This window comes from Marisediminitalea alba (genome assembly GCF_002993365.1).
Lineage (GTDB): Bacteria > Pseudomonadota > Gammaproteobacteria > Enterobacterales > Alteromonadaceae > Alteromonas > Alteromonas alba.
Genome location: NZ_PVNP01000054.1, coordinates 60,581 through 84,179, shown reverse-complemented (window position 1 = coordinate 84,179; position 23,599 = coordinate 60,581). Strand labels below are relative to the sequence as shown.

Here is a 23,599-nt window from a genome sequence, read left to right as displayed (position 1 = left end):
TAAGGAAGGTCTGAATAACTGCCAATTTTCACCAGCATCGGCATAAACCGGCAAAAATATGAAATTCAGACGCTATTTTCCCCGTTGCTTGCATATTTTTTGCCCATTCCCCGCCATTTTGGCGGAAAACAGGCGCACTGGCCCTATGCCAGAAGGTATTTTCCACCAATAAGCAGGTTGCTGAACGCGGCCAGCAAATGCAACCGGTTGTTGTTCTTGGCCAAGCCACGATAGCGAACTTTGCTGTAGCCAAAGACCTGCTTTATGTACCGGAATGGATGCTCGACCTTGGCACGAACGCTGGCTTTGATTTTCTCGGCTTTAAGCTTTTCAGCATCCAGCGTTTTTCGTGCCCCAGGGCGCGTAGCGATGTACCACGATACATTCTGGCGGTGCTTATGTTCAGACCGCTTTTGAATACCGAGGTAGCCGGCATCGCCGAAAACCCGTTGCTCTTCACCATGCAGCAGCTTGTCCGTGGGCACAATGTCGTGCACGTTGGCAGCGGTGGTATCAATACTGTGGATGAGGCCCAGCGTGTCATCGACGCCGATGTGCATCTTCATTCCGAAGCGCCACTCATTACCCTTCTTGGTTTGATGCATTTCCGGATCACGCTGGCCGGTCTTGTTCTTGGTGGAACTCGGTGCAGAAATGATGGTGGCATCGACAATACTGCCTTCACGCAGCATCAGGCCGTTTTTCTCAAGATGCTTATTCACTTCTTTGAACAGTACCTTGCCAAGGCCATGCTGCTCCAGAAAATGGCGGAACTTAAGAATGGTGGTTTCGTCCGGCAGACGATCCAGCTTCAGTCCAGCAAACTGGCGCATGGATTCGATCTCGTACAGGGCGTCTTCCATGGCGGGATCACTGAGGTTATAGAACAACTGCATGCAGTGAACTCGCAGCATGGCAGACAAAGGATACGGGGGCCGTCCGTTCTGACCCTTGGGATAATAACGGGCTACCTTTTTCTCCAGCTGCTTCCACGGAATCAGGTTGTCCATCCGATCCAGAAAGATCTCGCGACGTGTCTTGCGCTTCTTGGTCTGGTACTCGGCTTCGGAGAAAGTGATCTGATCCATAAAAGCACGGAATCCTATGCAGTTGACGATGGCCGTATTATCGCTGATTTTGGGGACTTATTCAGAGTCTCCCTAAGTAATAGGATAAATAACCATGTTCACGGTAAATCATCAAACCAACAGGATTAGTCCTGTTAGGACAAAGAAGTTTAGTGAGCTTGGCTTTACTGAGAGAAAACATCTTCAGGAATGGTGTGGCACACGAGCCTTCCGCGCTGGGTGAAGAGTTGTTGATTATACAAAAGGAGTTCGATGGGTTTGATGATACCCGCGAACGCTTAGATTTACTGGCGCTAGATAAAGATGGCAACTTGGTCATTATTGAAAATAAACTGGATGACAGCGGTCGTGATGTGGTCTGGCAGGCACTTAAATATGCCTCTTACTGCGCCAGTTTGACCAAAGCGCAAATAGTTGAAATCTACCAGCAGTACTTGGACCGCTATCAACCTGTAACACGAGAAGTTGACCCATTAAATGTCCCACAAGTTGCTGAACTTAATGCCAGTCAAAGAATTTGCGAATTTCTGGATGCGCCAGATCTGGATGAGGTCAAGCTCAATCTAGGTAACAGCCAGCGTATTATGTTAGTTGCGGCAAACTTTCGCAAAGAAGTGACCAGTACTGCACTTTGGCTATTGGGGCAAGGCATTAGTATTGCTTGCTTCAAAATTACCCCTTATTCGTTGGGTGAGCAGCTACTCATCAATATTGACCAGATCATCCCCACGCCCGAAGCGAAGGAGCTGATGATCGGTATTAATGCTAAAGAAGCGGAAGAAAAAACGACCGAAGTGGTACTGAAAAACCGCCATTCGGTGCGTCGCGAATACTGGGAGCGAGCCTTAGAGGCGTTTCAGAAAAGTCCGTGCCAGCTCTACAACAACATTAGCCCGAGTAAAGATCATTGGCTATCAGCAGGTTCTGGACTGAGTGGTTGTCCGTATAACCTGATCTTTCTGCAAAAAGAGCTTCGAGTTGAGCTTTGGATTAGCCGTGGAATTACCGAAGAGAATAAATATCTCTTTGATTCATTGCTTGGGTCCAAACAGGACATTGAACAAGTATTTGGTGCGGAGCTCGAATGGATGAGATTGGATGAAAAGAAATCTTGTCGTATTCAGTTCTCGACCAAAGCCGACGGCTTCAATAAAGATACGTGGCCCAAAGCGGTTGCGTGGCACTTAGAGCAGATGACTAAGTTAGAAAAAGCTTTAAAAGGGCCGCTGCAAAAAGCGGCTGAAGCGCTAAAAAACAAACCGGCAGAGGTATCTTGATTCCCGTAACCTGAATTTTAGTATTTCAACGCGCTTATTTTATCGGGTTCAAAAAGACCTAAATACATTGTCCGCACATTTAAGTATTAAATCTTTGAATCTAATTAACCAGCAACGCCAGATTGAACCTTCACACTATCGTGTCGGAGGTTCACTATGTTCAAAAACCTATTTTTTCAAGCCAAAGCACTACCAGAGCTTTCATCGCAACTGGATGCGGACATTCCACGCTATCCGCCATTTCTGAAGGGGTTGCCAGCTGCGTCACCTGAAGATTTGCAGTCCACACAAGACGAGCTAATTGCCAAACTGCGCCAGGTACTTGGCTTTAACCAGCGTGATTTTCAACGCCTGATTCAGCCCTGCATTGACCATCTTGCTGCTTATGTTCATTTGTTGCCAGCTTCTGAGCATCATCATCACAGTGGTGCTGGCGGTTTATTACGCCATTCGTTGGAAGTTGCTTTCTGGGCGGCACAAGCAGCTGAAGGGATCATCTTTGTTGCCAGTGGCACACCAGTTGAGAAAAAAGAGCTAGAGCCAAGGTGGCGTGTTGCAGCGGCTCTTGGCGGTTTGTTCCATGATATTGGTAAGCCTGTTTCAGACTTGTCCATCACAGACGAAGATGGACGCTATCAGTGGAACCCTTTTTTAGAAACCTTATCTCAGTGGATCACTAATAACAGCATTGAACGCTATTTTATTCGCTGGCGCGACGGACGGTGCAAGCGGCACGAGCAATTCTCAATTCTGGTGTTAAACCGGGTGATGACACCTGAGTTGCTCGCCTGGTTAACCCAGCCGGGCCCTGAAATTTTGCAAGCCATGCTGGAAGCAATTGGCAATACCGATCCCGAGCATGTCCTGTCTAAACTGGTCATTGAAGCTGACCAAACCAGTGTCCAGCGAGACCTGAAAGCTCAACGAATTTCCGTTGACGACAATGCCCTTGGTGTCCCAGTCGAACGCTATCTACTTGATGCCATGAGGCGATTACTTGCCAGTTCCCAGTGGCTGGTCAATCAGCGAGACGCCAGAGTCTGGGTACGAAAATCAAATCAATCAACCCATCTTTACCTGGTCTGGAAAAGCGCGGCTAAGGACATCATTGAGTTATTGGCCAAAGACAAGATACCTGGCATCCCAAGAGATCCCGATACTCTTGCTGACATCCTCATTGAACGAGGGTTGGCCACGAAATCCACCTCAAATGAGCGATATGAAAGTCTTGCCCCTGAAGTGCTGATCAAAGACGACAAGCCAATCTGGCTACCCATGCTGCATATATCTGAGGCAGATTTATTGTTCAGCTCGAATGTACCAAGTAGCGTGAGACTGTTCAGCAAACCTGAGTGGGAAGCAACACAGCAAACACAAGCAGAGCCTCAGAGTCGTTCCAGTGAGCATTCAGACTTGCCTGAAGAGTCATCATCAATCGATCACAGCAATTCGACTGAGTCGCCATCAACAAAATCGTCCGAACAAGATGATGAACTTCGTCATGCCAGTGATGTTAATCACCTTCAGGCAACTGAAAATGCTCCAGGTGATGAATGCGAAAAGCCAAACGATTCAAGCAATGCTGCAATCGCGAATAACGCAAACCAGCACCATGCAGAAGCATTGAATCTCCCTGAATCTTTGGCGTGGCTCCCAGAGGCCAGCAGTGCGTTGGTTATGGTTGGTGAACAGATACTGATCCTCTATCCCGATGCAGTAAGGCCTTGGTGTGCTCCTCGAAAATTGCTTGCTGAACTCAGTCAACTAGATTGGCTTGAATTAGATCCCGCAAACCCAACACGTAAGGCCAGAACTGTGACCTCGAATGATGGAGTTCAGGAGCAAGGGTTACTGCTGAAGGTATCGATTTCAAAAGTGCTAACTGTACTGATAGACCTCTCCAAACAAGATGCAGAACCGGCGGCAGCTATTCAGAACGAAGAGACTTCACTGCGTCCGAGTCGAATTAATACAACCAATGCCCAAGCAAAAGAGCCCGTCACAAAAGCGGAGCGTAAGCAAAAGCCGATTGCGCCCAATGCGAACTCAAGTACAGACCCCAAACACGCACAGCGCCAACAGATGGTTAATTTTGTGAAAGATTTGCCCATCTTACTGACCGATGGCGATTACCCAGACGTGGATCATAGTGCCGATGGTATTCGCGTCACGATTCAAACCTTACGCCAAGTCGCCAAGGAGCATGGCATTCCAGCCGGACAGCTACTTCGGGGGATCTCGGCTAGTGACCAATGCCAGTTTGATGAGGGGGAAACGGTTCTGTTTACCGCTCACGCTAAGCGTTAATCCATTTGAAGTTGAGCGGATTGCAAACGGTTATTTTGCGGAGCATGAATGAAAGAAAACGCATATGAGATGCCCTGGCGCACGAACTATGAAGCTATGGCAGCAGCAGGTTGGCTAGTTGGGGCAACTGGGGCAATTGCCGCAGAAATGCTGACTGAGCTACCACCTGAGCCATTTTGGTGGATGACAGGGATTTCCTCGGGCATGGCGTTGTACCGCCTGCCCGAGGCTTACCGTCTTTATAAATTACAGAAGGGGCTAAAAGGCAAACCATTGGCTTTTATGGCGCTTTCGCATTTGCAAAAAGTGATGGCAAAACATCCTGATGAATTGTGGTTAGGGTATGGCTTTGAGTGGGACCAACGCCATGCTCAACGCGCTTATGAAATCTTAAAGCGGGATAAGCAAACCTTGCTTAACAAGGGCCATGGCAAGCAAATGGGTTCGACCTGGATTCATGGTGTCGAGCCCAAAGAAGAAGATGTGTACCAACCAGTTGGTCATACTGAGGGGCATACCTTAATTGTCGGAACGACCGGTGCAGGGAAAACCCGATGCTTTGATGCGATGATCACCCAGGCCATTTTGCGTAATGAAGCCGTGATTATTATTGACCCTAAGGGAGACAAGGAACTTAAGGATAATGCGCAGCGAGCCTGTATGGCCGCCGGTAGTCCTGAGCGCTTTGTGTATTTTCATCCGGGTTTTCCAGAGCATTCAGTACGTCTTAATCCCCTGAGAAACTTTAACCGAGGCACTGAAATTGCCAGCCGTATTGCGGCACTAATCCCATCTGAAACCGGTGCTGATCCATTTAAAGCCTTTGGCCAAATGGCACTGAATAACATCGTGCAAGGTTTGTTGCTTACGTCACAACGTCCTGATCTGAAAACACTGAGACGATTCTTGGAAGGTGGCCCAGAAGGCTTGGTAGTAAAAGCCGTCACGGCATGGGGTGAGCAGGTGTATCCGAACTTTAGTGTGGAGATCAAGCGCTTTACCGAAAAGGCCAATACCTTGGCTAAACAAGCCATGGCGATGTTGCTTTTTTACTACGAACGCATTCAGCCCGTTGCCGCCAACACCGATTTGGAAGGCCTTTTGAGCATGTTTGAGCATGACAGAACCCACTATTCCAAGATGGTGGCTTCACTGATGCCGGTGCTCAATATGCTCACATCAAGTGAACTTGGTCCACTGTTATCACCTATTGCAAACGACGTGGATGACAGCCGGTTAATTACGGATTCTGGCCGTATTATCAACAATGCCCAAGTGGCATATATCGGCTTGGATTCATTAACCGACGCCATGGTTGGCAGCGCCATTGGTTCGTTGCTTTTATCCGATCTCACCGCCGTGGCCGGTGACCGCTATAACTATGGTGTTGAAAATCGTCCCGTAAATATTTTCATCGATGAGGCGGCTGAAGTCGTCAACGATCCCTTTATTCAACTGCTCAACAAAGGCCGTGGCGCAAAAATGCGTTGTGTGATTGCTACTCAGACCTTTGCTGACTTTGCAGCTCGTACAGGCAGTGAAGCTAAAGCTCGCCAGGTGTTAGGTAATATCAACAACTTGATAGCCCTTCGGGTGATGGATGCCGAAACGCAGCAGTACATTACCGACAATCTGCCTAAGACTCGGTTGCAGTACATCATGCAAACTCAAGGTATGTCGTCCAACTCGGACAGCCCCGCGTTGTTTACCGGCAATCATGGCGAACGCTTGATGGAGGAAGAAGGCGATATGTTTCCACCGCAGTTATTAGGCCAGCTCCCCAACCTAGAGTACATCGCCAAGCTTTCAGGTGGCCGCGTGATCAAAGGTCGCATTCCTATTTTAACCAGCTCTACACAGGCAGCATAAGGAGTCTGTATGCATCATTCTGTCTGTCTGAAAATGACAACACTTACCAGTAAAGAAATGATCGCTCAGTGGCAGCAACATAATCCCCAGTTCAAGGAAACCTTAAGACTACTTGAAACCGACTGGCCTCATGCTTTGGCCTCGGTGTATTGCTTGGCGGACTACTTAACGGATGCGTTCACGTTAGATGGCCATTCCATCTTTGATTTGTGTCTGTGTAATGGCCTGGGCAGTTATGAAGAAGTCAGTTGTGATGATGACAGTGTACGCCTTTGGCATTTCATTGAGGCACTGACCTGGACTGCCGCCAGTGCTTTAACGGGGATTCGCCTGCGTGATCCTGACCATTTCGAGTGGGCCGCCGTGGATGGTGTGTATTTCTACTCCTGGATTCGTAATCGTCCAAATCGGATGGCGTATTTGGCTGAAGGACGCATCGAGGTGCGTTATGTCAGTGGCCATACGACGACAAAGCGGCTTCAACAAGTGATTAAAGCCCGGATTATGACGCCGACCGTTGCAGCCATGCTGGCTCGAGTAGAAGAGGATGTTTGGCATGAGCAAGCATAAGTCGGTTTGGCTGCTGTGTCTGGCGCTGATGCTGGAGATTATTGCCATTGGCGTTTTAGTGCCCGGTGATTGGACTGGCCGGGTCATTAGTAAAGAGAAGCAGATGATCCAAAATCAATTGGGCGCTCAAACAAGCTATTGGATTGGTCAAACTAGCCATGGCTGGTATCAGTCATGGGTTGTGGATACGCAGATGGAGCAATCTGTGCGAGATTTTCTGATCCCCACTGAAGAGCAGCGACTGCGTTCTAAAGGGATGGAGAACATGGGAGGCTTTTGGTTTGTCTGGGTGGAAGACCGTATTCAGGCATTTTTTGATGTGTTGTACCAAGTGTTCACTCGATTTGCTTTGCTGATGGTTTGGTTGCCCTTTGCGCTTATTCTCATGTTACCGGCGCTGTGGGACGGCTTAATGACCTGGAAGATTAAGAAAACAACCTTTGATTTTTCGAGCCCTATCATTCACCGCTACAGCATGATTATCCTGGGCTCAGGCGTCATTTTGCTGTTTATGGGATTGTTCGCCCCGCTGGCTATTCCACCGTTGGTGCTACCGTCGCTGATCATCAGCTTGGCATTGATGGCAGGGTTGGCGTTAAGTCACTTGCAGAAGAAGATATGAGGCCAGTTAGGCCTCATGAGTGACGTTAACTCATTTTTTGTGGCTTGAGTGTTAGTTCAAAGCCACATGCGTGAGCATATTTTAGAAGAGTTGACCAACTTGGATTGGCATTACCTTTTTCTAAACGACTGACGTTACTCTTTTGGGTATGCATTCTTTCAGCAACTTGTTCTTGAGTAAGTCCTGCCTTTGTTCTCATGGTAAGCAATTGGTCAATAAAGCTGAACTCACTCTCAAGCTTATCGTACTCATTCTTAACTTCAGTATTGGCTAAAGCACGTTGTTTCAGTTTTTGCAGACTCATGATTTTTGAACCTCTTTTTGTCTATCTCTGGCAAGATTGAGCTCATTTTTGGGCGTCTTTTGAGATTTTTTTACAAAAGCGTGTAACACATAAATGTGCTTCCCTTTTAAGTAGCAAAATAAGCCTCTACCAATACCTTCTTGAGCTTTGGCTCGGATTTCAAATAACCCATCGCCCATGGACTCAGTATGAGGAGGCCCTAAGTTTGCACCATGCTTTTCCATCAGCTCTAAAAGCTTAATCATGCGAGCTTGTATTTTGGGTGGCATATCGAGGATCTGATCCTCAACACCATCGTAAAAGTCGATCTTCCAGCTCATGGGTATCCTTAACTTAGGTTATCATAAATGATAACTCCGGTTGTGCGATTTGTCTAGAACTTAACCGTCTTGTCTGAGTAGAACCCTCAAAATCTTCAAGAATTCGGCATCTAGCTGACCACTGAACCTGTCAATCTCAAGGCATCCTTCACTTCTCAATTCAAACAACGAGGAGTGACTATGGAACCTGTGAGTATTCCGTCCTATATCGATGATCCGCCGCACTTCCTGCTTTGGAGTGCCGATGAGATGGCTCCCATTCTGTTGGGGCTAGTGATCGGCATTTTTACCGGTAATGCCTTGGTTTTATGCCTGTTGGGGTTGGTGACAACCAAGCTCTATCGGCGTTTTCGTGATGGTCGCCCAGATGGTTTTATTCTTCACGCCATCTACTGGGCCGGGCTGTTGCCAACCAAAGCCAAGACAATCCCTAACCCATTTATCAGGAGCTATCTGCCGTGAAGTTCGACGTGTTTTTAAAATCATGGCAAGGCACGCAATTAGAGAACCGATGGCAACGGTTCCTGATTGCGGTGCTGGTGCTATCTAACTTGCTGCTTGCGGTAGCGGCATTTTCTCGCAATACCGTGGTGGCCATTCAACCACCAACCTTGTCTGAAACGGCTGAAGTGTCACGAAACCAGGCCACTCAGCCTTACCTGGAATCTTGGGGACTCTACCTGGCTGAGCTTATGGGCAACGTGACGCCGGGCAATGTGTCCTTTATCCGGGTTGCTATCGAGCCGCTACTTTCACCTGCGGTGTACCAGCAAGTGGTCGATGCACTGGAGATTCAGGCAAGACAGATCCGTGAAGACCGAGTCACGCTCAAATTCCAACCCAGACAAGTGGAGTATGAGTATGAAACCGGCCATGTCTTTGTGACCGGTTATTCCTTGGTCTCTGGACCATCTGGAGATGAGCAGCGCCAAACTCGCACCTATGAGTTTGATATCGATATTGAGCAATACCGTCCAAAACTTAGCTGGATGGATACGTATGAGGGGCAAGCTAGAACGAAGCGAGTTCGTGAAAAGTTGACCCAAGAGCAAAACCGGAGGGTGAATGATGCGAACCAAAATTAGTCGATGGATGACACCAAGCTTAATCGCAATTAGCTTGAGTGGCGTCCTGTTATCACAAGCGTCGTATGCAGACGTGGAATTGCCGATTGTGCCAGCCAGTGTGATGAAGCAGTCTGCTACTGCAAATCCACCGGTTCAAAGCAATTCGGTTGCAGCGGATACGCCAACAATGCTACTGATGACACCGGGGGTTAATGAACTGATCCCTGTAGCACTTGGCCATCTGAACCGGATTGTGACGCCGTTTGAATCGCCTCAGGTGAGAACAACCAGTGATGCTCAGACGCAAATCAAGGGGAATGTTGTATATGTGGCCACGGACAAAGAATCACCGGTTTCACTTTACATCACTCCGCCTGGTCAGGAAGCGCCCGCATTATCTGTCACCTTAGTACCTCGTCGTATTCCACCGCGTGAAATCACCTTAGCGATTGATGGTCAGCAGTGGCCTATTAAGGGCGTCGTGAACCGAAAAGCCGCCTCTTGGGAAACGGCTCAGCCATACGTCGATAGCTTACGTGATTTACTCAGACGCCTTGCACTAAATGAGTTACCACAAGGCTATGACATCCGTTTAGCTGGCCAAACTGACACAAGCCCGAAATGTTTTCAGCCTGGCTTAAAGTTTGGTTTTAAGCAGGGGCAAATTGTGACGGGACATTACTTCACCGTCTATGTAGGACTGGTTGAAAGCTTTGCCGATGAGCCGATAGAAGCCAGTGAAATAGCCTGTCATGCACCAGATATAGTGGCAAGCGCCTACTGGCCTCGCAATATCTTGTTGCCGGGTGAAAAGACTGAGTTGTATGTGGTTGTTCGCAATCATCGTGAAGAAGCGGTGGAAAGTCAGCGACCTTCGCTTCTTGTGGGAGGTGAATAACGATGAAAGCACAATGGGAACAAATGAGCCCGAACATGAAGCGGGGTCTATCGGTTGCTGGTATTGCTGGTGGTCTCATCCTTATGGTGATGGTGTTTTCACCTAATCCTGACGATGGCTCAAGCAGTCGGAACCGGCAGGAAACGATCCGGCACATTCTTACGGATACCAATACTCGTGATGTTGGGGTCGATAGTTTGGCTGCGAACGTAAAACTACTCAGTGAGCGCAATGAACAGTTACGTCGTGAAGTTGAGCGCTTGCGTCGTGACGTCGATTCAGGACGGCTAAGCCCAGGTTCGCCTTCTATACCAAGTGAGGTCAATGCGGAGCTGGCCCGCCTTAGAGCGGAACTTGATGATGTTCGCGCAGGAGGTGATGCAGCAGTTGAAGGCACAAATAGCCGTTTTGAAGTGCCTTTATCTGCCATGGAATTACCTAAAGACGAAAAGCCTCTACCGTCTAACCCAGACGACTATTTTGCCAATGCGCCGCTGCCTGATCCGCTCTATCAGCAGCCAGCCAATGGCCAAGGTACACGAGCACGAGATGTTCCATTGCCGCCAATCACGATTCGTATGATTGAGCCTGAAGTGGTTGCTGAACCAGAGGTTGTTGTGCAAGAAGCGCCGCCTTTGTATCTACCGGCGGGCAGCATCATCTCAGGTACTTTGATCACAGGTTTGGATGCCCCTACTCACGAGTCCGCAAGACGCGAACCTTTTCCTGCATTGCTGAGGATTCAAAAGGAAGCCATTTTACCCAACCGATTTAGAGCGGATATCAAAGAGTGTTTCTTGATCGCCGCAGGTTACGGTGATTTGAGCTCTGAGCGTGCTTATTTGCGAGGCGAGACCATTTCATGTGTGAGGGAAGATGGTGGCGTCATTGAAACGCGACTGGATTCTTATGCCGTGGGTGAAGACGGCAAAGCCGGTATTCGTGGCCGATTAGTGTCGAAACAAGGCCAACTGGTGGCTAAATCGATGATGGCCGGGTTCCTTCAGGGGTTGGCTGGCGCATTTGATGTAAATCCTGTTCCGACGATTCAGACGGGTAATGCCGGTGATACTCAGCTGTACCAGCAAGTCATGAGCCAAGAAGCATTACAAGGCGCTGCGATTAAAGGCACTGGTAAAGCATTGGATCGAGTGGCCAAGTTCTATTTGGACATGGCTGAAAATATGTTCCCAGTCATAGAGGTAGACGCTGCAAGGAAAATTGAAGTCATAGTCACTCGTGGGGCCTCGTTGTCATTGGCCGCTTCGCAAGGGGGAGGTGCAAGAAGATGAAAAAATCCTGCATGTTGCTAACCGATCGAAGTCCGTTTCAGACAATAAGATGTGTATCCAGAGGAGAGTTAACCATGACGACATCAATGCAGAACAACCCAAAGCACCAGTCAAAACAGTGGTCTAAAGCTGGATTACTTTTATTGGCAGTCGGCTCAACCTTATTGTCTGGCTGTAGTTCATTGGGTCTTGGGAGTAGTGAATATGGATGCCCAGGTATGCCTGACGGTGTGCGCTGTTTATCCGCTCGTGAAGTCTATGAGCTTACCAGTAATGGGGCTGCACCCAAGACGATTGATGCTGTGGCGACTCGAATTGGTTCTCCCTCTGGGTATTCACAATCTGATTTAGAGACAGGGCTGCTGAGCCATCCTGCATTACCTGAGACGCAGCAATCTGCACCTATTCGCATTCCTTCAAGGGTGATGCGGATTTGGATTGCGCCTTGGGAGGATGACCGTGGAGATCTGAATTTATCCAGCTACGTGTTTACCGAAATTGAACCGCGCCGGTGGGATATTGGGGTGTCAGCACCTCGAACTGTTTCGCCAGTGCTACGTCCACTTCAGACTCAAAGCGATTCAGCCTCAGCGGGAGCTGATGGTAAGCGCGATAACTTGAGTATCTACGGAGAAACTAACGAATGACAAATGCAGTTCGCAGCATTCAAACTCAGCGCCTAATGACCATTGGTGCGCTTGGTTTGATGGCGTTAATGATTTCGGAGCCCTCATTTGCGGGCACCGGTGGTGATGCTTTCACCGATGTGTGGGATACCCTAAAAGACTGGACCCAAGGTACTTTGGGACGGATCGTAGCGGGAGCCATGGTTCTGGTGGGTATTGTGGGCGGTATCGCTCGCCAAAGCTTGATGGCTTTTGCCTTGGGCATTGGTGGCGGTATGGGTCTCTACAATACGCCAACCGTCGTTGAAAGTGTTATGTCTGCAACCTTACCTGTTGTTGCTAGCACTCAAGAAGTCATTGGCACAACCGTTCCAGCAATCAGCGCCGTTTTACTGGGCACCTGATAATATAGACGGCTTCTCTTGTGCAAGGGGAGCCGTCATCTCAGTCTATCGACAATGATTTTTCGATATCGCAGATCCTTGCCATGAGTACTAAAGGATCAAACGTCGATTCTTTGAAGCCAAATTTCTTGTAGAACGTTTGCGCACTACCATCAATAGCATGGACTAGGATTCCTGCTCCACCAACAGCGTTCATTGCTTGTACTGAGCGAATGATACAATCTTTTAAAAGACCTGCCGCAATGCCTTGACCTTGATAGGCGTTATCTACTCCAAGCCTGGCTAGAATCACCATGGGAATGGGATCTGGACTATTTCTTCTTAATGAACTGAAAGCTTGCTCTCTGGAAACTGATCCCATGGCAATGGCATAGTACCCAATCACTTGATGGACTTCAGTGTCATTGACCACATACACTCTCGCGGTTCCCCGCTTTTGACTCTTTAACGCCTGCTTTCTTAACCAAGTATCGAGTTCTTCGATGCCACATTGAAAGGCGTTAATCTCGTGATCAGCAGTGAGTAGGGTTGGTGCGCTTATTCCCAAGGCGCTTTCCTTTTAAACAGATCTTTCATACCTTCGAGAGTCTGTGGCTCTGCACGAAGTTCGTTATCAAACGCTTCAAAAGCCTTTGCTTCTAGAACAAAATCCCGCTGTTCTGCCAGTATACTATGCGCTTCATTGAGCGCTGCTTGCTGAATGAACACGGTTCTATCAACTTTTTTTAAACTTGCTGCGGCATCGATGATGTCTCTTACCGATGGCAGTACTCGCATGTTGATTGGGGCTGTCTTTGTAGCCATGACACCATCCTCTGTATATCTACTTAATACACAGTTTAAACGGTTCTAGCGTGTAGTCAATAGATACACGCGGTGCTGTTCTTGGAACTTTGAGAGTTGGTTAGTTGTATTTCGACGGTACGTAACTCTTTTTGGTTTAAACCATTGTAAAATTTAACACCTAGAGTATGAAAAAATAGACTTAAGTAAACCAGAAGTCTAGCAGGGAGGAACCTGTCAACTTTCAGAATGATAGCTATACCGTTACCAATAATGCGTCACAACAAGTGGCACCCTAGCAAGGCATCCAATTCTTCAATCTATCTAACCGAGTCCACATAGGACAACTGCATAGACTGGAGCCTCGATTTACATTAACGAGGACTCCTCATGCGAAAACTATCTCCAATCATTCTGGCGCTTGCGCTGTCTCCATTGGTTCAAGCTGAACCTGTGTCTGAAGTGTCGCCCGTTGGCAAAATTGACGGCATGGTTTCTTTGCCGGTCACGGGTATGAAAGCGGTCGAAAGCAATGGCCGTATTGTTTTCATGTCAGACAGTGGCCGGTTCGTCATTGATGGCACGCTCTATGATGCCTGGTCCAAAAAGCCGCTTACCAGCCTTGAAGAAATTCGAGAAGCGGGAAACACGCTGGACTTAAGTCGTCTTGGCTTAAAAATGGATGATTTGAACCCACTGACGCTGGGCGAAGGCAAAAAGAAAGTGGTGGTCTTTGTTGATCCACGATGCCCGCACTGCCATGAGCTTTTGAAACAAGCCTTACCGTTAACCAAAGAATACACCTTCCAAATTCTCCCTGTGCCAGTGCTTGGTCCTGATTCAGAGCGTCAGGTTCGCCAGCTTGGCTGTGCGCGTGACAAAAAATCGGCCACCGATGCATTGCTCAATGGCCGGATTGGTAACCTAGAACAGGATGATGCCTGCAACTTAGAACCAATGCAGCGTACTTTGGTGACGGCTCAAATCCTGGGCATTCAAGGTGTGCCTTTCATTGTCGCCAATGATGGTCGCATCAGCCGAGGCCGTCCTTATGATCTTTCTGCTTGGTTGGAGGGGCGTTAATGAAAGCCTCTCTGTATTCAGGGCAACGCGCTTCAGAGCTATTGCCTGTATTGGCCTATTCCGACGATGAGCAACTGTTTTTCATGGAAGACCAAAGTGTTGGCTTTGGTTTTCTATGTGACCCCTTGCCCGGTGGTGATGAGTCTGTTGCAGACAGGGTTAATGTTCTACTCAACAACGACTGGCCAAAAGACACTTTGCTGCAATTTGGCCTGTACGCCTCGCCTGATATTCAAACCGACCTTCAGCGCATGATGGGCTTACGGCATCGTCAATCCGATCCATTGCTCAGGGCGTCGATACGCAAACGTGCGGACTTCCTCGATGGGGGCACGGTTCAACCGATAGAAGAATCAACCCAGACTCAGGTACGCAACTTTCAACTGATCGTCACTTGCAAATTGCCTTTGGAAAGTCCTATACCGACGGAGCGTGAGTTGAGTCGAGCATCCGCGCTTAGGGCTTCTTTCTCGCAAGCGCTGGCAACGGTTGGTTTTCGCGTCACTGAAATGACTGACCGAAACTGGCTCGCAGCATTAAGTGCGCAGCTTAACTGGGGAAAAGGTGCTTCCTGGCGTAATCCATCACCAATCCGCAGTGAGGCTGATAAACCACTTCGAGAGCAAGTGTTGGATTATGACCGAGCTATCAAGGTGGATAGCCAAGGTCTGATGCTGGGCGATTACCGAGTTAAAACCTTATCATTTAAGCGCTTGCCTGAGCGGATCTGGTTTGGTCATGCCGCAAGTTTTGCGGGCGATATGATGACGGGTAGTCGCGGTTTACGCGGAAGCTTTTTGCTGAATGTCACCATTCACTTTCCCTCAGCCGAGGCGATGAGATCTCGTCTAGAGACGAAGCGTCAATGGGCGGTCAATCAGGCCTATGGCCCGATGCTCAAGTTTGTGCCGGTGCTTGCAGCCAAGAAAAAGGGATTTGATGTTCTTTTTGAAGCTTTGCAAGAAGGTGATCGTCCTATTCGGGCCAATATGACTTTGACGCTGTTTTCACCAACGGAAGAAGCGTCCATCAGCTCTGTTTCAAATGCTCGAACTTATTTCAAAGAACTCGGATTTGAGCTGATGGAAGACAAGTACTTCTGTTTGCCCATTTTCCTGAATGCCTTGCCATTTGGTGCTGACCGCCAAGCGATGAACGACTTGTTTCGATTCAAGACCATGGCGACACGGCATGTGATCCCTCTGTTGCCTTTGTTTGCGGATTGGAAAGGCACTGGCACGCCGGTGATTAACTTTGTTTCCCGTAATGGCCAGATCATGAGTGTGTCCCTTTATGACTCGGGCAGTAATTACAATTGTTGCATCGCGGCGCAATCGGGATCGGGTAAGTCATTCCTGGTGAACGAAATCATCTCTTCCTACTTATCAGAAGGCGGGCAATGCTGGGTGATTGATGTTGGCCGCTCTTATGAAAAGCTGTGTGAAGTCTATGACGGTGAGTTCTTACAGTTCGGGCGAGACAGTGGCATTTGCTTGAATCCGTTTGAAATCGTTGAGGACTATGACGAAGAAGCGGATGTGCTGGTTGGGCTATTGGCCGCAATGGCCGCACCTACGCAGTCATTAACTGATTTTCAGATGGCCAACCTAAAGCGTCAGACCCGTGAACTGTGGGAGAAAAAAGGTCGTGCCATGTTGGTTGATGATGTGGCTGAGGCCTTAAAAAATCATGAAGACCGTCGTGTGCAAGACGTGGGTGAGCAGCTCTATCCGTTTACGACACAGGGCGAATATGGCCGTTTCTTTAATGGTCACAACAATATTCGTTTCAAAAACCGTTTCACTGTTCTGGAGTTAGAAGAGCTCAAGGGGCGCAAGCACCTACAACAAGTGGTGTTGCTTCAGCTTATCTACCAAATCCAACAAGAGATGTACTTAGGTGAGCGGGATCGTCGCAAGATTGTGTTCATTGACGAAGCCTGGGATCTGCTGACTCAAGGTGATGTCGGTAAGTTTATCGAGACGGGTTACCGTCGATTTCGAAAATATGGCGGCAGTGCTGTAACGGTAACGCAGTCGGTCAACGATTTGTATGACAGCCCTACAGGTAAAGCCATCGCTGAAAACTCGGCCAATATGTACCTGCTTGGCCAAAAAGCTGAAACCATCAACGCGCTCAAAAAAGAAGGCCGCTTGCCACTAGGTGAAGGCGGTTATGAATACCTGAAAACGGTTCATACCGTCACGGGTGTCTATTCCGAAATTTTCTTTATTACCGAGATGGGCACCGGGATTGGCCGCCTCATCGTCGATCCGTTTCACAAGCTGTTGTACTCGTCCCGTGCAGAAGATGTAAACGCGATTAAGCAGTTAACGCGCAAAGGCCTTTCTGTTGCTGATGCCATCTCTCAGTTGTTGAAGGAGCGAGGCTATGAATAAGTCCACGCTTTGGCCATTTATGGCCTCTATTACTTTGTCTATTGCTGGTAGCGGTTTAATGACCAGCTGGCTTTTAATGAAAACACTCGAACCCATCCACAGCCAGTTGGCGTTAAGTACGCCCATTGCAGTCGTAGATTTTGGGGAGGCGGTGTTGTCACTGGGCCCCAATGCCAGCGAACAAGACATCGAATCCAGGTTGCTTCAGACCAATCAGCAAATTGAAAAGTTAAAAGCAGCCGGTTTTATCGTGCTGGATGCCCAAGCGGTGGTGGGTGCTGATGATTCCATATTTGTGCCAGTAGGCTCAAAGGAGGTGTCTCATGCAGATACTCCGTAAAAGAATGCCTTGGCGGCCATATTTCATTCGGTTGACCGTTCTTGCGTTAATCATGGCCTTGGTAGGCACCTACGCCATGATGCGCTACCGAATAGGTATTGATACCCAGCAAGAGCGCTGCCTGCCTGATACCACGGTGTATCTGATTGACCTATGGAATAAAGAGCCCGTTAAGGATGGTTTGTATGCCTTCCACTCAAAAGGACTTGCTCCGTTATATAACGACGGTACTCGGATGCTGAAACGCCTAACAGGGATGCCTGGGGATGAAGTCAATGTGACTCCTGAGCATGTGCTGGTGAATGGTGCTCAAGTCTCTACCGGCATGGCATTAGCCCAGCGTCTTGGTGTGGCTGAAACAGAATTTAGCCGTTCATTGACGCTGCAAGAAAACGAATATTGGTTTTCCGGCGAGGCAGCAACGAGTTTCGACTCCCGCTATTGGAATGCCGTTAAGCGCGAGCAGATTGTCGGTCGCGCTTGGCCGCTTTGGTAGGAGGTGGATGATGAGAAGACTATACCTCTTATTTTTGTTGGTTGCTCCATTGGCTTGGGTTCAAGTGTCCTGGGCACAAGAGCCTTATCCGTTGTCTGACGAGGACAAAAATATCGTCGAAATGAGCCGCAGCATTTTACAAAGTGCTGTGGATGGTTCATCTGAATTTATCGAGCCTTTTGCACCGGTTGAACAACCTGTGTCGCTCAAACACAACGATGAATGGTTGATATTTGCGTCGTCCTCATTGGGGGATTCGTCACTGAAGCAACTATTTAAAGAGGCCAGTGTTACCGGTGCTATTGTGTTGTTTCGGGGAATTCCTGAAGGAAAGACCTTGGGGGCGGCTATCCGTGATTGGCATACCCTGATGGCGGGACTTGATCCTGTTCCTCAGGTTCGAATCGATCCGAAAGCCTTTGTGCACTGGCGGGTGACTAGCGTGCCTGCCATTTTCCGCATAGAAGATGACAAGGTGACTGCAAGTGCACTAGGGGTTTACAGCAAGGACTGGTTGCAGCGTCAAATTGAAACCGGCAATACCGGTTCATTGGGTCAACGCGGTCCGATTCATTCGATTTTAGAACCGGATTTGATGCAAGTGGCGATGCAGCGATTACAGTCGATTGACCTGGGCGCATTAAAGAAAAAAGCCATTGAGCGTTTCTGGTCTCGCCAAACATTCACTGACTTACCCAAAGCCACGCAGTATCGGATAAGAACGGTTGATCCAACCATCGTCATGCAGCGGCCACTATTGGATGCCAATGGCCGAACATTGATCCCAGCAGGAACGCGTATTAACCCGCTCAAAGCCTTGCCATTTACTCAGCAGCTTGTGGTGTTTAATGCGTCGAACGCTGATGAAGTGGACGCAGTAGCGCATTGGCTTGAGACGCAAGATAGGACACTGCGCCGCATTACGCTTATCACCACGCAGCTCGACCGTACTCAAGGTTGGAATAGCCTCAATGCGCTCGAAAAGACATTGGATAGCCCGGTTTACCTTCTCAATGCCTCGCTAAAGCAGCGCTTTGATTTGCAAGTCACCCCATCGTTTGTTCAAGCAAAGGGACTCGCGTTTGAAATAGAAGAAACTCCAGCAAAGGAGCTTGTTCATGAAAAAGCTCAATAATACGTATCGTCTGTTGCGGACTCTCGTTGTCATGTTTGTCCTGGGCGCATCTATTCCTGCTAAAGCCGAACTGACCTGCCCAGACGCGGGTTTATTGTCGGGTAAGTTGCTGACGGATGTTTGCTGGTCATGCATTTTTCCTATCCGGGTTGCAGGTCTTCCACTTGGCTCTGGCAGTGTCCCAAGCGGCGCATCAAACAAGTCATTTTGCTTATGTGAAGACAACTTAGGCGTGCCAAGGCCAGGTATTGTTACCAGCATGTGGGAGCCAGCGCGTCTGATTGAACTGGTCAGAACGCCGGGTTGCTCGCCTTCCCTGGGAGGGATTCGTTTACCGTTAGGTGATAGGCGATTGCAAGGTGGTCATGGCGAGGGTGAATACGATACCGGTGATCTCGCTTTCTACCATTACCATTATTACGCCTTTCCGCTGTTGGTCATGCTCGATTTATTCATGGATGGCAATTGCAATGCCGATGGTTACATGGACTTTGACTTGATGTATTTGTCGGAATTGGACCCAACATGGCTGAACGATGAACTGGCCTTTTTTACTCAGCCTGAAGCGGCTGCCGTTGCCAATCCATTGGCTATATCTGCTTGTACCGCTGACGCTGCTTCATCAACGCTTGGTAAACCCATCGACCAGTTGTTTTGGTGTGCTGGCAGTTGGGGCCATCTCTACCCGTTATCTGGCCACACCTTAGCCTTTGGCTCATTAGCAGAAAACACCAGCCATTTAGCGGCGCGTGCAATCGCGGCTCAACACAGGCGTGGTCTTGCTAGGCGAACAATGGGGAACAGTGCGCTATGCCGACCTGTTATCGAACCCATGCTGCCGAAATCCCAATACAAGATGAGTATGTTCTTCCCTGTACCGGAAACTGAAAGTGCGCATGTCATCGGTGAAAGCACCATGAAATGGGGAGAGTGGAGAATGATCCCCGGTGCCGGTGAAGATGCGCTCTACATTTTGTGGCGCTGGCAAGACTGCTGTAACTCGGGAGGTTAACCATGAAACCAACGCTTTTTACCCGAGTTTTAGCGGGTATTTTATCAATCACTATGGCGTGCTTGCCCTTACATGGTGTGGCCGCTGATGTGCAGCGCCAATCCGGCCTAAGCGGACAACAAGAAGGTAAGCAATTACTGCAAAACTGGACGATGCCCGCACTTAACGGCAATACGTTGTCGGTGCCGAATGGCAGTGGTCATGAGTCCATTAACTTGCAAGAGCTTTTCCCTGGTATGGATCAGGGCTCATTGGATGTCTTAACGGGCGTTTATGGCTCTGATGCCAGTATGAATCAATTGGGGACACAGCGCCAAGAGAGCATGGCATCTGAAAGTGGCGCTATGGGTGAAGCATTTCGTTCGCTACAGCAAATCAAAGACCGGTCTCGGCCAGATATGGTCAATGATCCGCTTTGGGCATTAACTGATGCGGTTCAAACTGACCCCAATCTATTAACGCAAAGCTTCCCAGGCTGTGAGTCTCAAGGTGAAGGCAGCCCAAATTACCAGCAATGTGACAGGCTCAATACAGCGGTTAACAGCTGCACTATTACTCACGATTACACGGCAGGCATCATTGAGCATGTTTCAGGGCCGATGAACCTTCGCTCTTGTGGTGAAGGGTGTCTTGAAGTTTGGATAGGACGTATTGGCGACAACTACTGGAGTGGCCGTTGTAAAGTGTTTGAACAGGCCATCACACTAAAAGTCGTGAACCCCGATGCGATTACTTCAGCCGTTCTTGAGTACGCCAAATGGGATGACTACATGCAAGTTTGGCTTGGCGATCAGAAAGTCTGGTCTGGGCCGAACAATAACTTTCCACCAGAAACGGCTGGCCGCTGCGAGCTCAGTACCAGTTGGGAGCGCAATCCTAATACTGACCTCACCGCCAAGTTAAAAGCGGTAGAGCCCGGTTTAGAAGTGCCAGTCAAAATTCGCGTATCGGTAACGGGTAGTGGTGAGGGGTATGCACGCATCAAGGTGCGCTTTGATCCAACCAAGGTGGTGATGAATGATAGTTGGTCACCACAGTCCTGTATCGAACAAGCAGCGGATATCCCGGCTAAGTTTTCAGACTACAGCATTCAATGTACGGATCAGCCGTCATCAACCAACGGATGTACGGTGGTCAATGGTGTTTCAGTTTGTGAATCCTATTTTGCCCCAAGCCCAGTGGCTGGCATATCGCCTTTGTGTCGGCGTGTACAAGTCAGTGTGGATGATGAAAGCTATAAGGGGATTGAAAATCAGGCCTGCCAAGTGCTTGAAGATAATCCTTCCTGTGGCTTCATGTCGTCAGAATGTGCCGAGACCAATGATAAAGGTGAATGCATTCGTTTTACCGATACCTATGACTGTGGATTGCAAACCAGCGATCCAAAGTGTGTGGTATCTAACCTTATGCCAAGTAGTTTTGAGGCCTGTGAGCCTACTCAGACGATTACGCCATTTACTGAAACCAAGCATGTACCGGATTACCAGGTGTGCGAGAAGATCAGCACGCTTACTGAGTGTCAGTTAGAACGACGTGTATCCGCTGAAACTCATCAACAAAGCTGGTCTATTGAGCGTGGTTGCTTTAGCTCTGAAACGCTCAGCTTTGTTCCACAGCACAGCAGTACTATGCAAACTGGGAACGCGATACTGAGAATTTTTGATAATCAAAATACTGAGATAAAAATTACCGAGTCGCCATCCAAGGCAAATGGTTGGAAAACGACACTCTCACTGACGGGCAATAAGGAAACGGTGACTGAGACGAAACCGTCCATTAAATACCCTGAAATGACGTGTCCAAAAGGAACCTTGGTTGGTTCATTGTGTAAAGTCGCCAATGGGTCGATTATTTCGTGGCATGAACCTCAGGAAGTTACTCGTTCCAGATGTGAATCCGGCTGGAACAAAGTCGATTTCGATACTTGCAGCCGAGAAGTTCAGAAGTGTTTGGCTCCTGCGAAACTGAGCGCTTCATTGACCTTCTCTGGCAAGTACTTAGAACAGGACGTTGTTCATCAATCAAGTGATCCGGGCATAGACCAATGCTTGATGCAAACGGATCAGTTTACTGCCGTGCAGTGGCAGTGTTTGGATACGGGCACAAAACGAATCGACGGGTTAACGGTTGGTAGTGGCGAGTTGGCCAATCTTGGGAGCCTTTATCCAGCGGTTGTTTCGTCTCCTGTTCATTTAACCAGTCGCGGCAGCTCTGATGGACTGGGACTCTCATGCTGGAGGGCAAGAGCAACCTACAATGCTTCGACTGCTCATCCAGAGTTCAACATGGGCAGCTCAGACAGCTGGGTAGATGCCAATGGTAATACACAAACCATCGTTAATAACGGACAAAACACGACCACCAATACGTGTGCCGCGCTGGAGCAAAACCTGGCCTGCCAGTACGTCAGAACCGAATGCACTGAAGGCGGGGCTGGTCATGAAGGCTTCTGCTATATCCAAAGTTTGGTGTATGACTGCGGACAAAGCGTTGAAGTGCAAAATGCACGAATGGAAACTCAATACAACTGTGAGGGGCCAGTTCGCTGTATGGGCACAGATTGTTTAGAGCCAGAGTCAATCAAGCAGGCTAACTTTGCAGAAGCCGCAGCGATGCTTAATGCGGCGCAGTTTATGACCAATGATATGTCATGTACGGGAGCTGATGGCCAAGATAACGTCGAGTGTACGGTCTTTAAAGGTAATGCTGGCCAGTGCAAAAAAGCCGTTGGTGGCATAGTGGATTGCTGTGAAAAGCCAAGTGGCGTGTCGTTATCGGATTACATCACGATGATAGTGGCGGTTAACAAGCTTGATACGGCAGTCATGGCCATGAATCCGTCTTCGGCAATCTATGGTTCGTGGAATACGCTCAGGGAACCAATCACCAGTACCTGGAGTGCGGTTAAAGAGCCTTTTGTGTCTGCATGGGACTCTCTCATGGGGGCTGGGCCATCAACGGCTGCTGGCGCGGGAGCGGAGCAAGCTGCGACTGGCTTTATGCAGGTGTTGACCAACAAAACGGCTGAGTGGGTAGGCTCTACGTTTGGTTCGGGGGCGCAATCGGCACTGTTTAGTAACGTTGGTGGTGCGGTTGGAGCCGATGGTGTCGTTTCGGGTGGTAACTTTGCCCTGGGGGGCGCTGCGGGCGCGGTTCTGAGTACGGTTATGACGGCCTACATGATTTATTCAGTCACTATGATCCTCATTCAGCTTATCTGGAAATGTGAGCAGAGTGAGTTTGAGATGAACGCTAAGCGGGTATTGAAGAGTTGCCATTATGTAGGCTCTTACTGCAAGTCTAAGTTCTTAGGTGCCTGTGTTGAGAAACGGCAGTCATATTGCTGCTTTACTTCGCCGCTTTCACGGATCATTCAAGAACAAGTTCGTCCGCAATTGGGCCTTGGCTGGGGCAGTGCAAAGTCACCAAACTGCGAAGGTTTGACCGCGAGTCAGTTAAACCAGGTAGATTGGAGCCAAGTCAATCTGGATGAATGGATAGGTATCTTGTCAATAACAGGCAACCTACCCGAAGTACCGTCACTGGATATGGAAAGACTCACAGGCTCAGGAAGTACGCTAAACGTGGATGGAAACCGTCAGGGTGCCGCAGAAAGAGCCATTGAACGGCTAAACGGAATGGATGCCCAGAAATTACGCCAAGAGGCGACGGAAGAAATTTCGGGGAATAACTAGAAGAAAAAATCT

The 23,599-nt window shown here is 48.8% G+C and carries 23 protein-coding genes; 18 read left to right on the top strand and 5 right to left on the bottom strand.

Translation table 11 applies throughout. The features are described 5' to 3' along the window. Positions 1 to 143: 143 nt before the first annotated feature. On the bottom strand, positions 144 to 1,088 hold the full coding sequence (locus tag C6Y40_RS07635; RefSeq protein WP_103284221.1) for an IS5 family transposase: 945 nt from the start codon (positions 1,086 to 1,088) through the stop codon (positions 144 to 146). 158 nt (positions 1,089 to 1,246) lie between these two features. Between C6Y40_RS07635 and C6Y40_RS07630 the strand changes: the two genes are divergently transcribed. From C6Y40_RS07630 to C6Y40_RS07610, 5 genes are all read left to right on the top strand, one after another. After that, the gene (locus C6Y40_RS07630; protein ID WP_240621872.1) at positions 1,247 to 2,365 is read left to right on the top strand and encodes a DUF4268 domain-containing protein; all 1,119 of its coding nucleotides are present in this window, start codon (positions 1,247 to 1,249) and stop codon (positions 2,363 to 2,365) included. Positions 2,366 to 2,521: 156 nt separating this feature from the next. Then, complete coding sequence (mobH, locus tag C6Y40_RS07625; RefSeq protein WP_105934074.1) at positions 2,522 to 4,672, top strand: MobH family relaxase; 2,151 nt, start codon at positions 2,522 to 2,524, stop codon at positions 4,670 to 4,672. A gap of 48 nt (positions 4,673 to 4,720) precedes the next feature. Continuing rightward, entirely contained in the window at positions 4,721 to 6,541 is a 1,821-nt protein-coding gene (traD, locus tag C6Y40_RS07620; RefSeq protein ID WP_105934073.1) for a conjugative transfer system coupling protein TraD, read from the top strand. 9 nt (positions 6,542 to 6,550) lie between these two features. Further along, positions 6,551 to 7,111: a conjugative transfer protein gene (locus C6Y40_RS07615; protein WP_105934072.1), complete on the top strand. Its 561-nt coding sequence runs from the start codon at positions 6,551 to 6,553 to the stop codon at positions 7,109 to 7,111. After that, positions 7,098 to 7,733, top strand: coding sequence for an IncC plasmid conjugative DNA transfer DtrJ family protein (locus C6Y40_RS07610; protein ID WP_105934071.1), 636 nt, complete (start codon positions 7,098 to 7,100; stop codon positions 7,731 to 7,733). Before C6Y40_RS07615 ends, C6Y40_RS07610 begins: the two co-directional genes overlap by 14 nt. 25 nt (positions 7,734 to 7,758) lie before the next feature. Here the strand turns inward: C6Y40_RS07610 and C6Y40_RS07605 are convergent, their stop codons facing one another. Both C6Y40_RS07605 and C6Y40_RS07600 read right to left on the bottom strand, forming a co-directional pair. After that, a complete protein-coding gene (locus tag C6Y40_RS07605; RefSeq protein WP_071701365.1) occupies positions 7,759 to 8,037 on the bottom strand; it encodes a helix-turn-helix domain-containing protein in 279 nt (92 codons plus the stop codon). Further along, a complete protein-coding gene (locus C6Y40_RS07600; RefSeq protein WP_001896384.1) occupies positions 8,034 to 8,357 on the bottom strand; it encodes a type II toxin-antitoxin system RelE/ParE family toxin in 324 nt (107 codons plus the stop codon). Before C6Y40_RS07600 ends, C6Y40_RS07605 begins: the two co-directional genes overlap by 4 nt. 180 nt (positions 8,358 to 8,537) lie before the next feature. Between C6Y40_RS07600 and traL the strand changes: the two genes are divergently transcribed. The 6 genes from traL (at position 8,538) to traA (ending at position 12,644) form a co-directional block, all read left to right on the top strand. Further along, positions 8,538 to 8,819, top strand: coding sequence for a type IV conjugative transfer system protein TraL (traL, locus tag C6Y40_RS07595; protein WP_000433891.1), 282 nt, complete (start codon positions 8,538 to 8,540; stop codon positions 8,817 to 8,819). Further along, positions 8,816 to 9,442: a TraE/TraK family type IV conjugative transfer system protein gene (locus tag C6Y40_RS07590; RefSeq protein WP_000667170.1), complete on the top strand. Its 627-nt coding sequence runs from the start codon at positions 8,816 to 8,818 to the stop codon at positions 9,440 to 9,442. The genes traL and C6Y40_RS07590 overlap by 4 nt, the downstream gene beginning before the upstream one ends. Further along, the gene (locus tag C6Y40_RS07585; protein ID WP_105934080.1) at positions 9,426 to 10,322 is read left to right on the top strand and encodes a TraK domain-containing protein; all 897 of its coding nucleotides are present in this window, start codon (positions 9,426 to 9,428) and stop codon (positions 10,320 to 10,322) included. The genes C6Y40_RS07590 and C6Y40_RS07585 overlap by 17 nt, the downstream gene beginning before the upstream one ends. Before the next feature lie 2 nt (positions 10,323 to 10,324). After that, positions 10,325 to 11,614, top strand: coding sequence for a TraB/VirB10 family protein (locus tag C6Y40_RS07580; RefSeq protein ID WP_105934070.1), 1,290 nt, complete (start codon positions 10,325 to 10,327; stop codon positions 11,612 to 11,614). Positions 11,615 to 11,688: 74 nt separating this feature from the next. After that, positions 11,689 to 12,261: a type IV conjugative transfer system lipoprotein TraV gene (gene traV / locus C6Y40_RS07575; protein WP_001944091.1), complete on the top strand. Its 573-nt coding sequence runs from the start codon at positions 11,689 to 11,691 to the stop codon at positions 12,259 to 12,261. Next, entirely contained in the window at positions 12,258 to 12,644 is a 387-nt protein-coding gene (gene traA / locus C6Y40_RS07570; RefSeq protein WP_004249359.1) for a TraA family conjugative transfer protein, read from the top strand. The genes traV and traA overlap by 4 nt, the downstream gene beginning before the upstream one ends. Before the next feature lie 40 nt (positions 12,645 to 12,684). On the opposite strand, the gene C6Y40_RS07565 is transcribed toward traA, so the two are convergent. Both C6Y40_RS07565 and C6Y40_RS07560 read right to left on the bottom strand, forming a co-directional pair. Further along, on the bottom strand, positions 12,685 to 13,191 hold the full coding sequence (locus tag C6Y40_RS07565) for a GNAT family N-acetyltransferase (protein ID WP_045595200.1): 507 nt from the start codon (positions 13,189 to 13,191) through the stop codon (positions 12,685 to 12,687). Further along, positions 13,182 to 13,448, bottom strand: a complete 267-nt coding sequence (locus C6Y40_RS07560; RefSeq protein ID WP_000212004.1) for a type II toxin-antitoxin system TacA family antitoxin — start codon at positions 13,446 to 13,448, stop codon at positions 13,182 to 13,184. The genes C6Y40_RS07565 and C6Y40_RS07560 overlap by 10 nt, the downstream gene beginning before the upstream one ends. A 369-nt stretch (positions 13,449 to 13,817) precedes the next feature. Here C6Y40_RS07560 and C6Y40_RS07555 point away from each other — a divergent pair, with 369 nt between their 5' ends. Genes C6Y40_RS07555 through traN form a run of 7 tightly spaced genes read left to right on the top strand, consistent with a single transcriptional unit; the run spans position 13,818 to position 23,587 of the window. After that, positions 13,818 to 14,510: a DsbC family protein gene (locus tag C6Y40_RS07555; RefSeq protein WP_022614418.1), complete on the top strand. Its 693-nt coding sequence runs from the start codon at positions 13,818 to 13,820 to the stop codon at positions 14,508 to 14,510. Next, positions 14,510 to 16,909 carry a type IV secretion system protein TraC gene (gene traC, locus C6Y40_RS07550; protein ID WP_105934069.1) on the top strand — a complete coding sequence of 800 codons (2,400 nt, stop codon included), beginning with the start codon at positions 14,510 to 14,512 and terminating at the stop codon, positions 16,907 to 16,909. The genes C6Y40_RS07555 and traC overlap by 1 nt, the downstream gene beginning before the upstream one ends. Beyond that, positions 16,902 to 17,249 (top strand): hypothetical protein, encoded by a 348-nt coding sequence (locus C6Y40_RS07545; protein WP_011788500.1) that lies wholly within the window; start codon positions 16,902 to 16,904, stop codon positions 17,247 to 17,249. The genes traC and C6Y40_RS07545 overlap by 8 nt, the downstream gene beginning before the upstream one ends. Next, positions 17,233 to 17,745 carry a S26 family signal peptidase gene (locus C6Y40_RS07540; RefSeq protein ID WP_170308436.1) on the top strand — a complete coding sequence of 171 codons (513 nt, stop codon included), beginning with the start codon at positions 17,233 to 17,235 and terminating at the stop codon, positions 17,743 to 17,745. Before C6Y40_RS07545 ends, C6Y40_RS07540 begins: the two co-directional genes overlap by 17 nt. A gap of 7 nt (positions 17,746 to 17,752) precedes the next feature. Beyond that, positions 17,753 to 18,880: a TrbC family F-type conjugative pilus assembly protein gene (locus C6Y40_RS07535; RefSeq protein WP_445768392.1), complete on the top strand. Its 1,128-nt coding sequence runs from the start codon at positions 17,753 to 17,755 to the stop codon at positions 18,878 to 18,880. Beyond that, positions 18,864 to 19,892 carry a TraU family protein gene (locus tag C6Y40_RS07530; RefSeq protein ID WP_105934067.1) on the top strand — a complete coding sequence of 343 codons (1,029 nt, stop codon included), beginning with the start codon at positions 18,864 to 18,866 and terminating at the stop codon, positions 19,890 to 19,892. The genes C6Y40_RS07535 and C6Y40_RS07530 overlap by 17 nt, the downstream gene beginning before the upstream one ends. Positions 19,893 to 19,894: 2 nt before the next feature. Continuing rightward, the gene (gene traN, locus C6Y40_RS07525) at positions 19,895 to 23,587 is read left to right on the top strand and encodes a conjugal transfer protein TraN (RefSeq protein ID WP_105934066.1); all 3,693 of its coding nucleotides are present in this window, start codon (positions 19,895 to 19,897) and stop codon (positions 23,585 to 23,587) included. The last annotated feature ends 12 nt before the right edge of the window (positions 23,588 to 23,599 follow it).

Coding starts and splice junctions, on each gene's coding strand:
- traD (WP_105934073.1), top strand. CDS start 4,721: ATGAAAGAAAACGCATATGAGATGCCCTGGCGCACGAACTATGAAGCT.
- C6Y40_RS07535 (WP_445768392.1), top strand. CDS start 17,753: ATGATGAGAAGACTATACCTCTTATTTTTGTTGGTTGCTCCATTGGCT.
- traV (WP_001944091.1), top strand. CDS start 11,689: ATGACGACATCAATGCAGAACAACCCAAAGCACCAGTCAAAACAGTGG.
- C6Y40_RS07540 (WP_170308436.1), top strand. CDS start 17,233: ATGCAGATACTCCGTAAAAGAATGCCTTGGCGGCCATATTTCATTCGG.
- C6Y40_RS07530 (WP_105934067.1), top strand. CDS start 18,864: ATGAAAAAGCTCAATAATACGTATCGTCTGTTGCGGACTCTCGTTGTC.
- C6Y40_RS07600 (WP_001896384.1), bottom strand. CDS start 8,357: ATGAGCTGGAAGATCGACTTTTACGATGGTGTTGAGGATCAGATCCTC.
- traA (WP_004249359.1), top strand. CDS start 12,258: ATGACAAATGCAGTTCGCAGCATTCAAACTCAGCGCCTAATGACCATT.
- C6Y40_RS07580 (WP_105934070.1), top strand. CDS start 10,325: ATGAAAGCACAATGGGAACAAATGAGCCCGAACATGAAGCGGGGTCTA.
- C6Y40_RS07605 (WP_071701365.1), bottom strand. CDS start 8,037: ATGAGTCTGCAAAAACTGAAACAACGTGCTTTAGCCAATACTGAAGTT.
- C6Y40_RS07615 (WP_105934072.1), top strand. CDS start 6,551: ATGCATCATTCTGTCTGTCTGAAAATGACAACACTTACCAGTAAAGAA.
- C6Y40_RS07545 (WP_011788500.1), top strand. CDS start 16,902: ATGAATAAGTCCACGCTTTGGCCATTTATGGCCTCTATTACTTTGTCT.
- C6Y40_RS07610 (WP_105934071.1), top strand. CDS start 7,098: ATGAGCAAGCATAAGTCGGTTTGGCTGCTGTGTCTGGCGCTGATGCTG.
- traL (WP_000433891.1), top strand. CDS start 8,538: ATGGAACCTGTGAGTATTCCGTCCTATATCGATGATCCGCCGCACTTC.
- mobH (WP_105934074.1), top strand. CDS start 2,522: ATGTTCAAAAACCTATTTTTTCAAGCCAAAGCACTACCAGAGCTTTCA.
- C6Y40_RS07560 (WP_000212004.1), bottom strand. CDS start 13,448: ATGGCTACAAAGACAGCCCCAATCAACATGCGAGTACTGCCATCGGTA.
- C6Y40_RS07555 (WP_022614418.1), top strand. CDS start 13,818: ATGCGAAAACTATCTCCAATCATTCTGGCGCTTGCGCTGTCTCCATTG.
- C6Y40_RS07585 (WP_105934080.1), top strand. CDS start 9,426: ATGCGAACCAAAATTAGTCGATGGATGACACCAAGCTTAATCGCAATT.
- C6Y40_RS07635 (WP_103284221.1), bottom strand. CDS start 1,088: ATGGATCAGATCACTTTCTCCGAAGCCGAGTACCAGACCAAGAAGCGC.
- traC (WP_105934069.1), top strand. CDS start 14,510: ATGAAAGCCTCTCTGTATTCAGGGCAACGCGCTTCAGAGCTATTGCCT.
- traN (WP_105934066.1), top strand. CDS start 19,895: ATGAAACCAACGCTTTTTACCCGAGTTTTAGCGGGTATTTTATCAATC.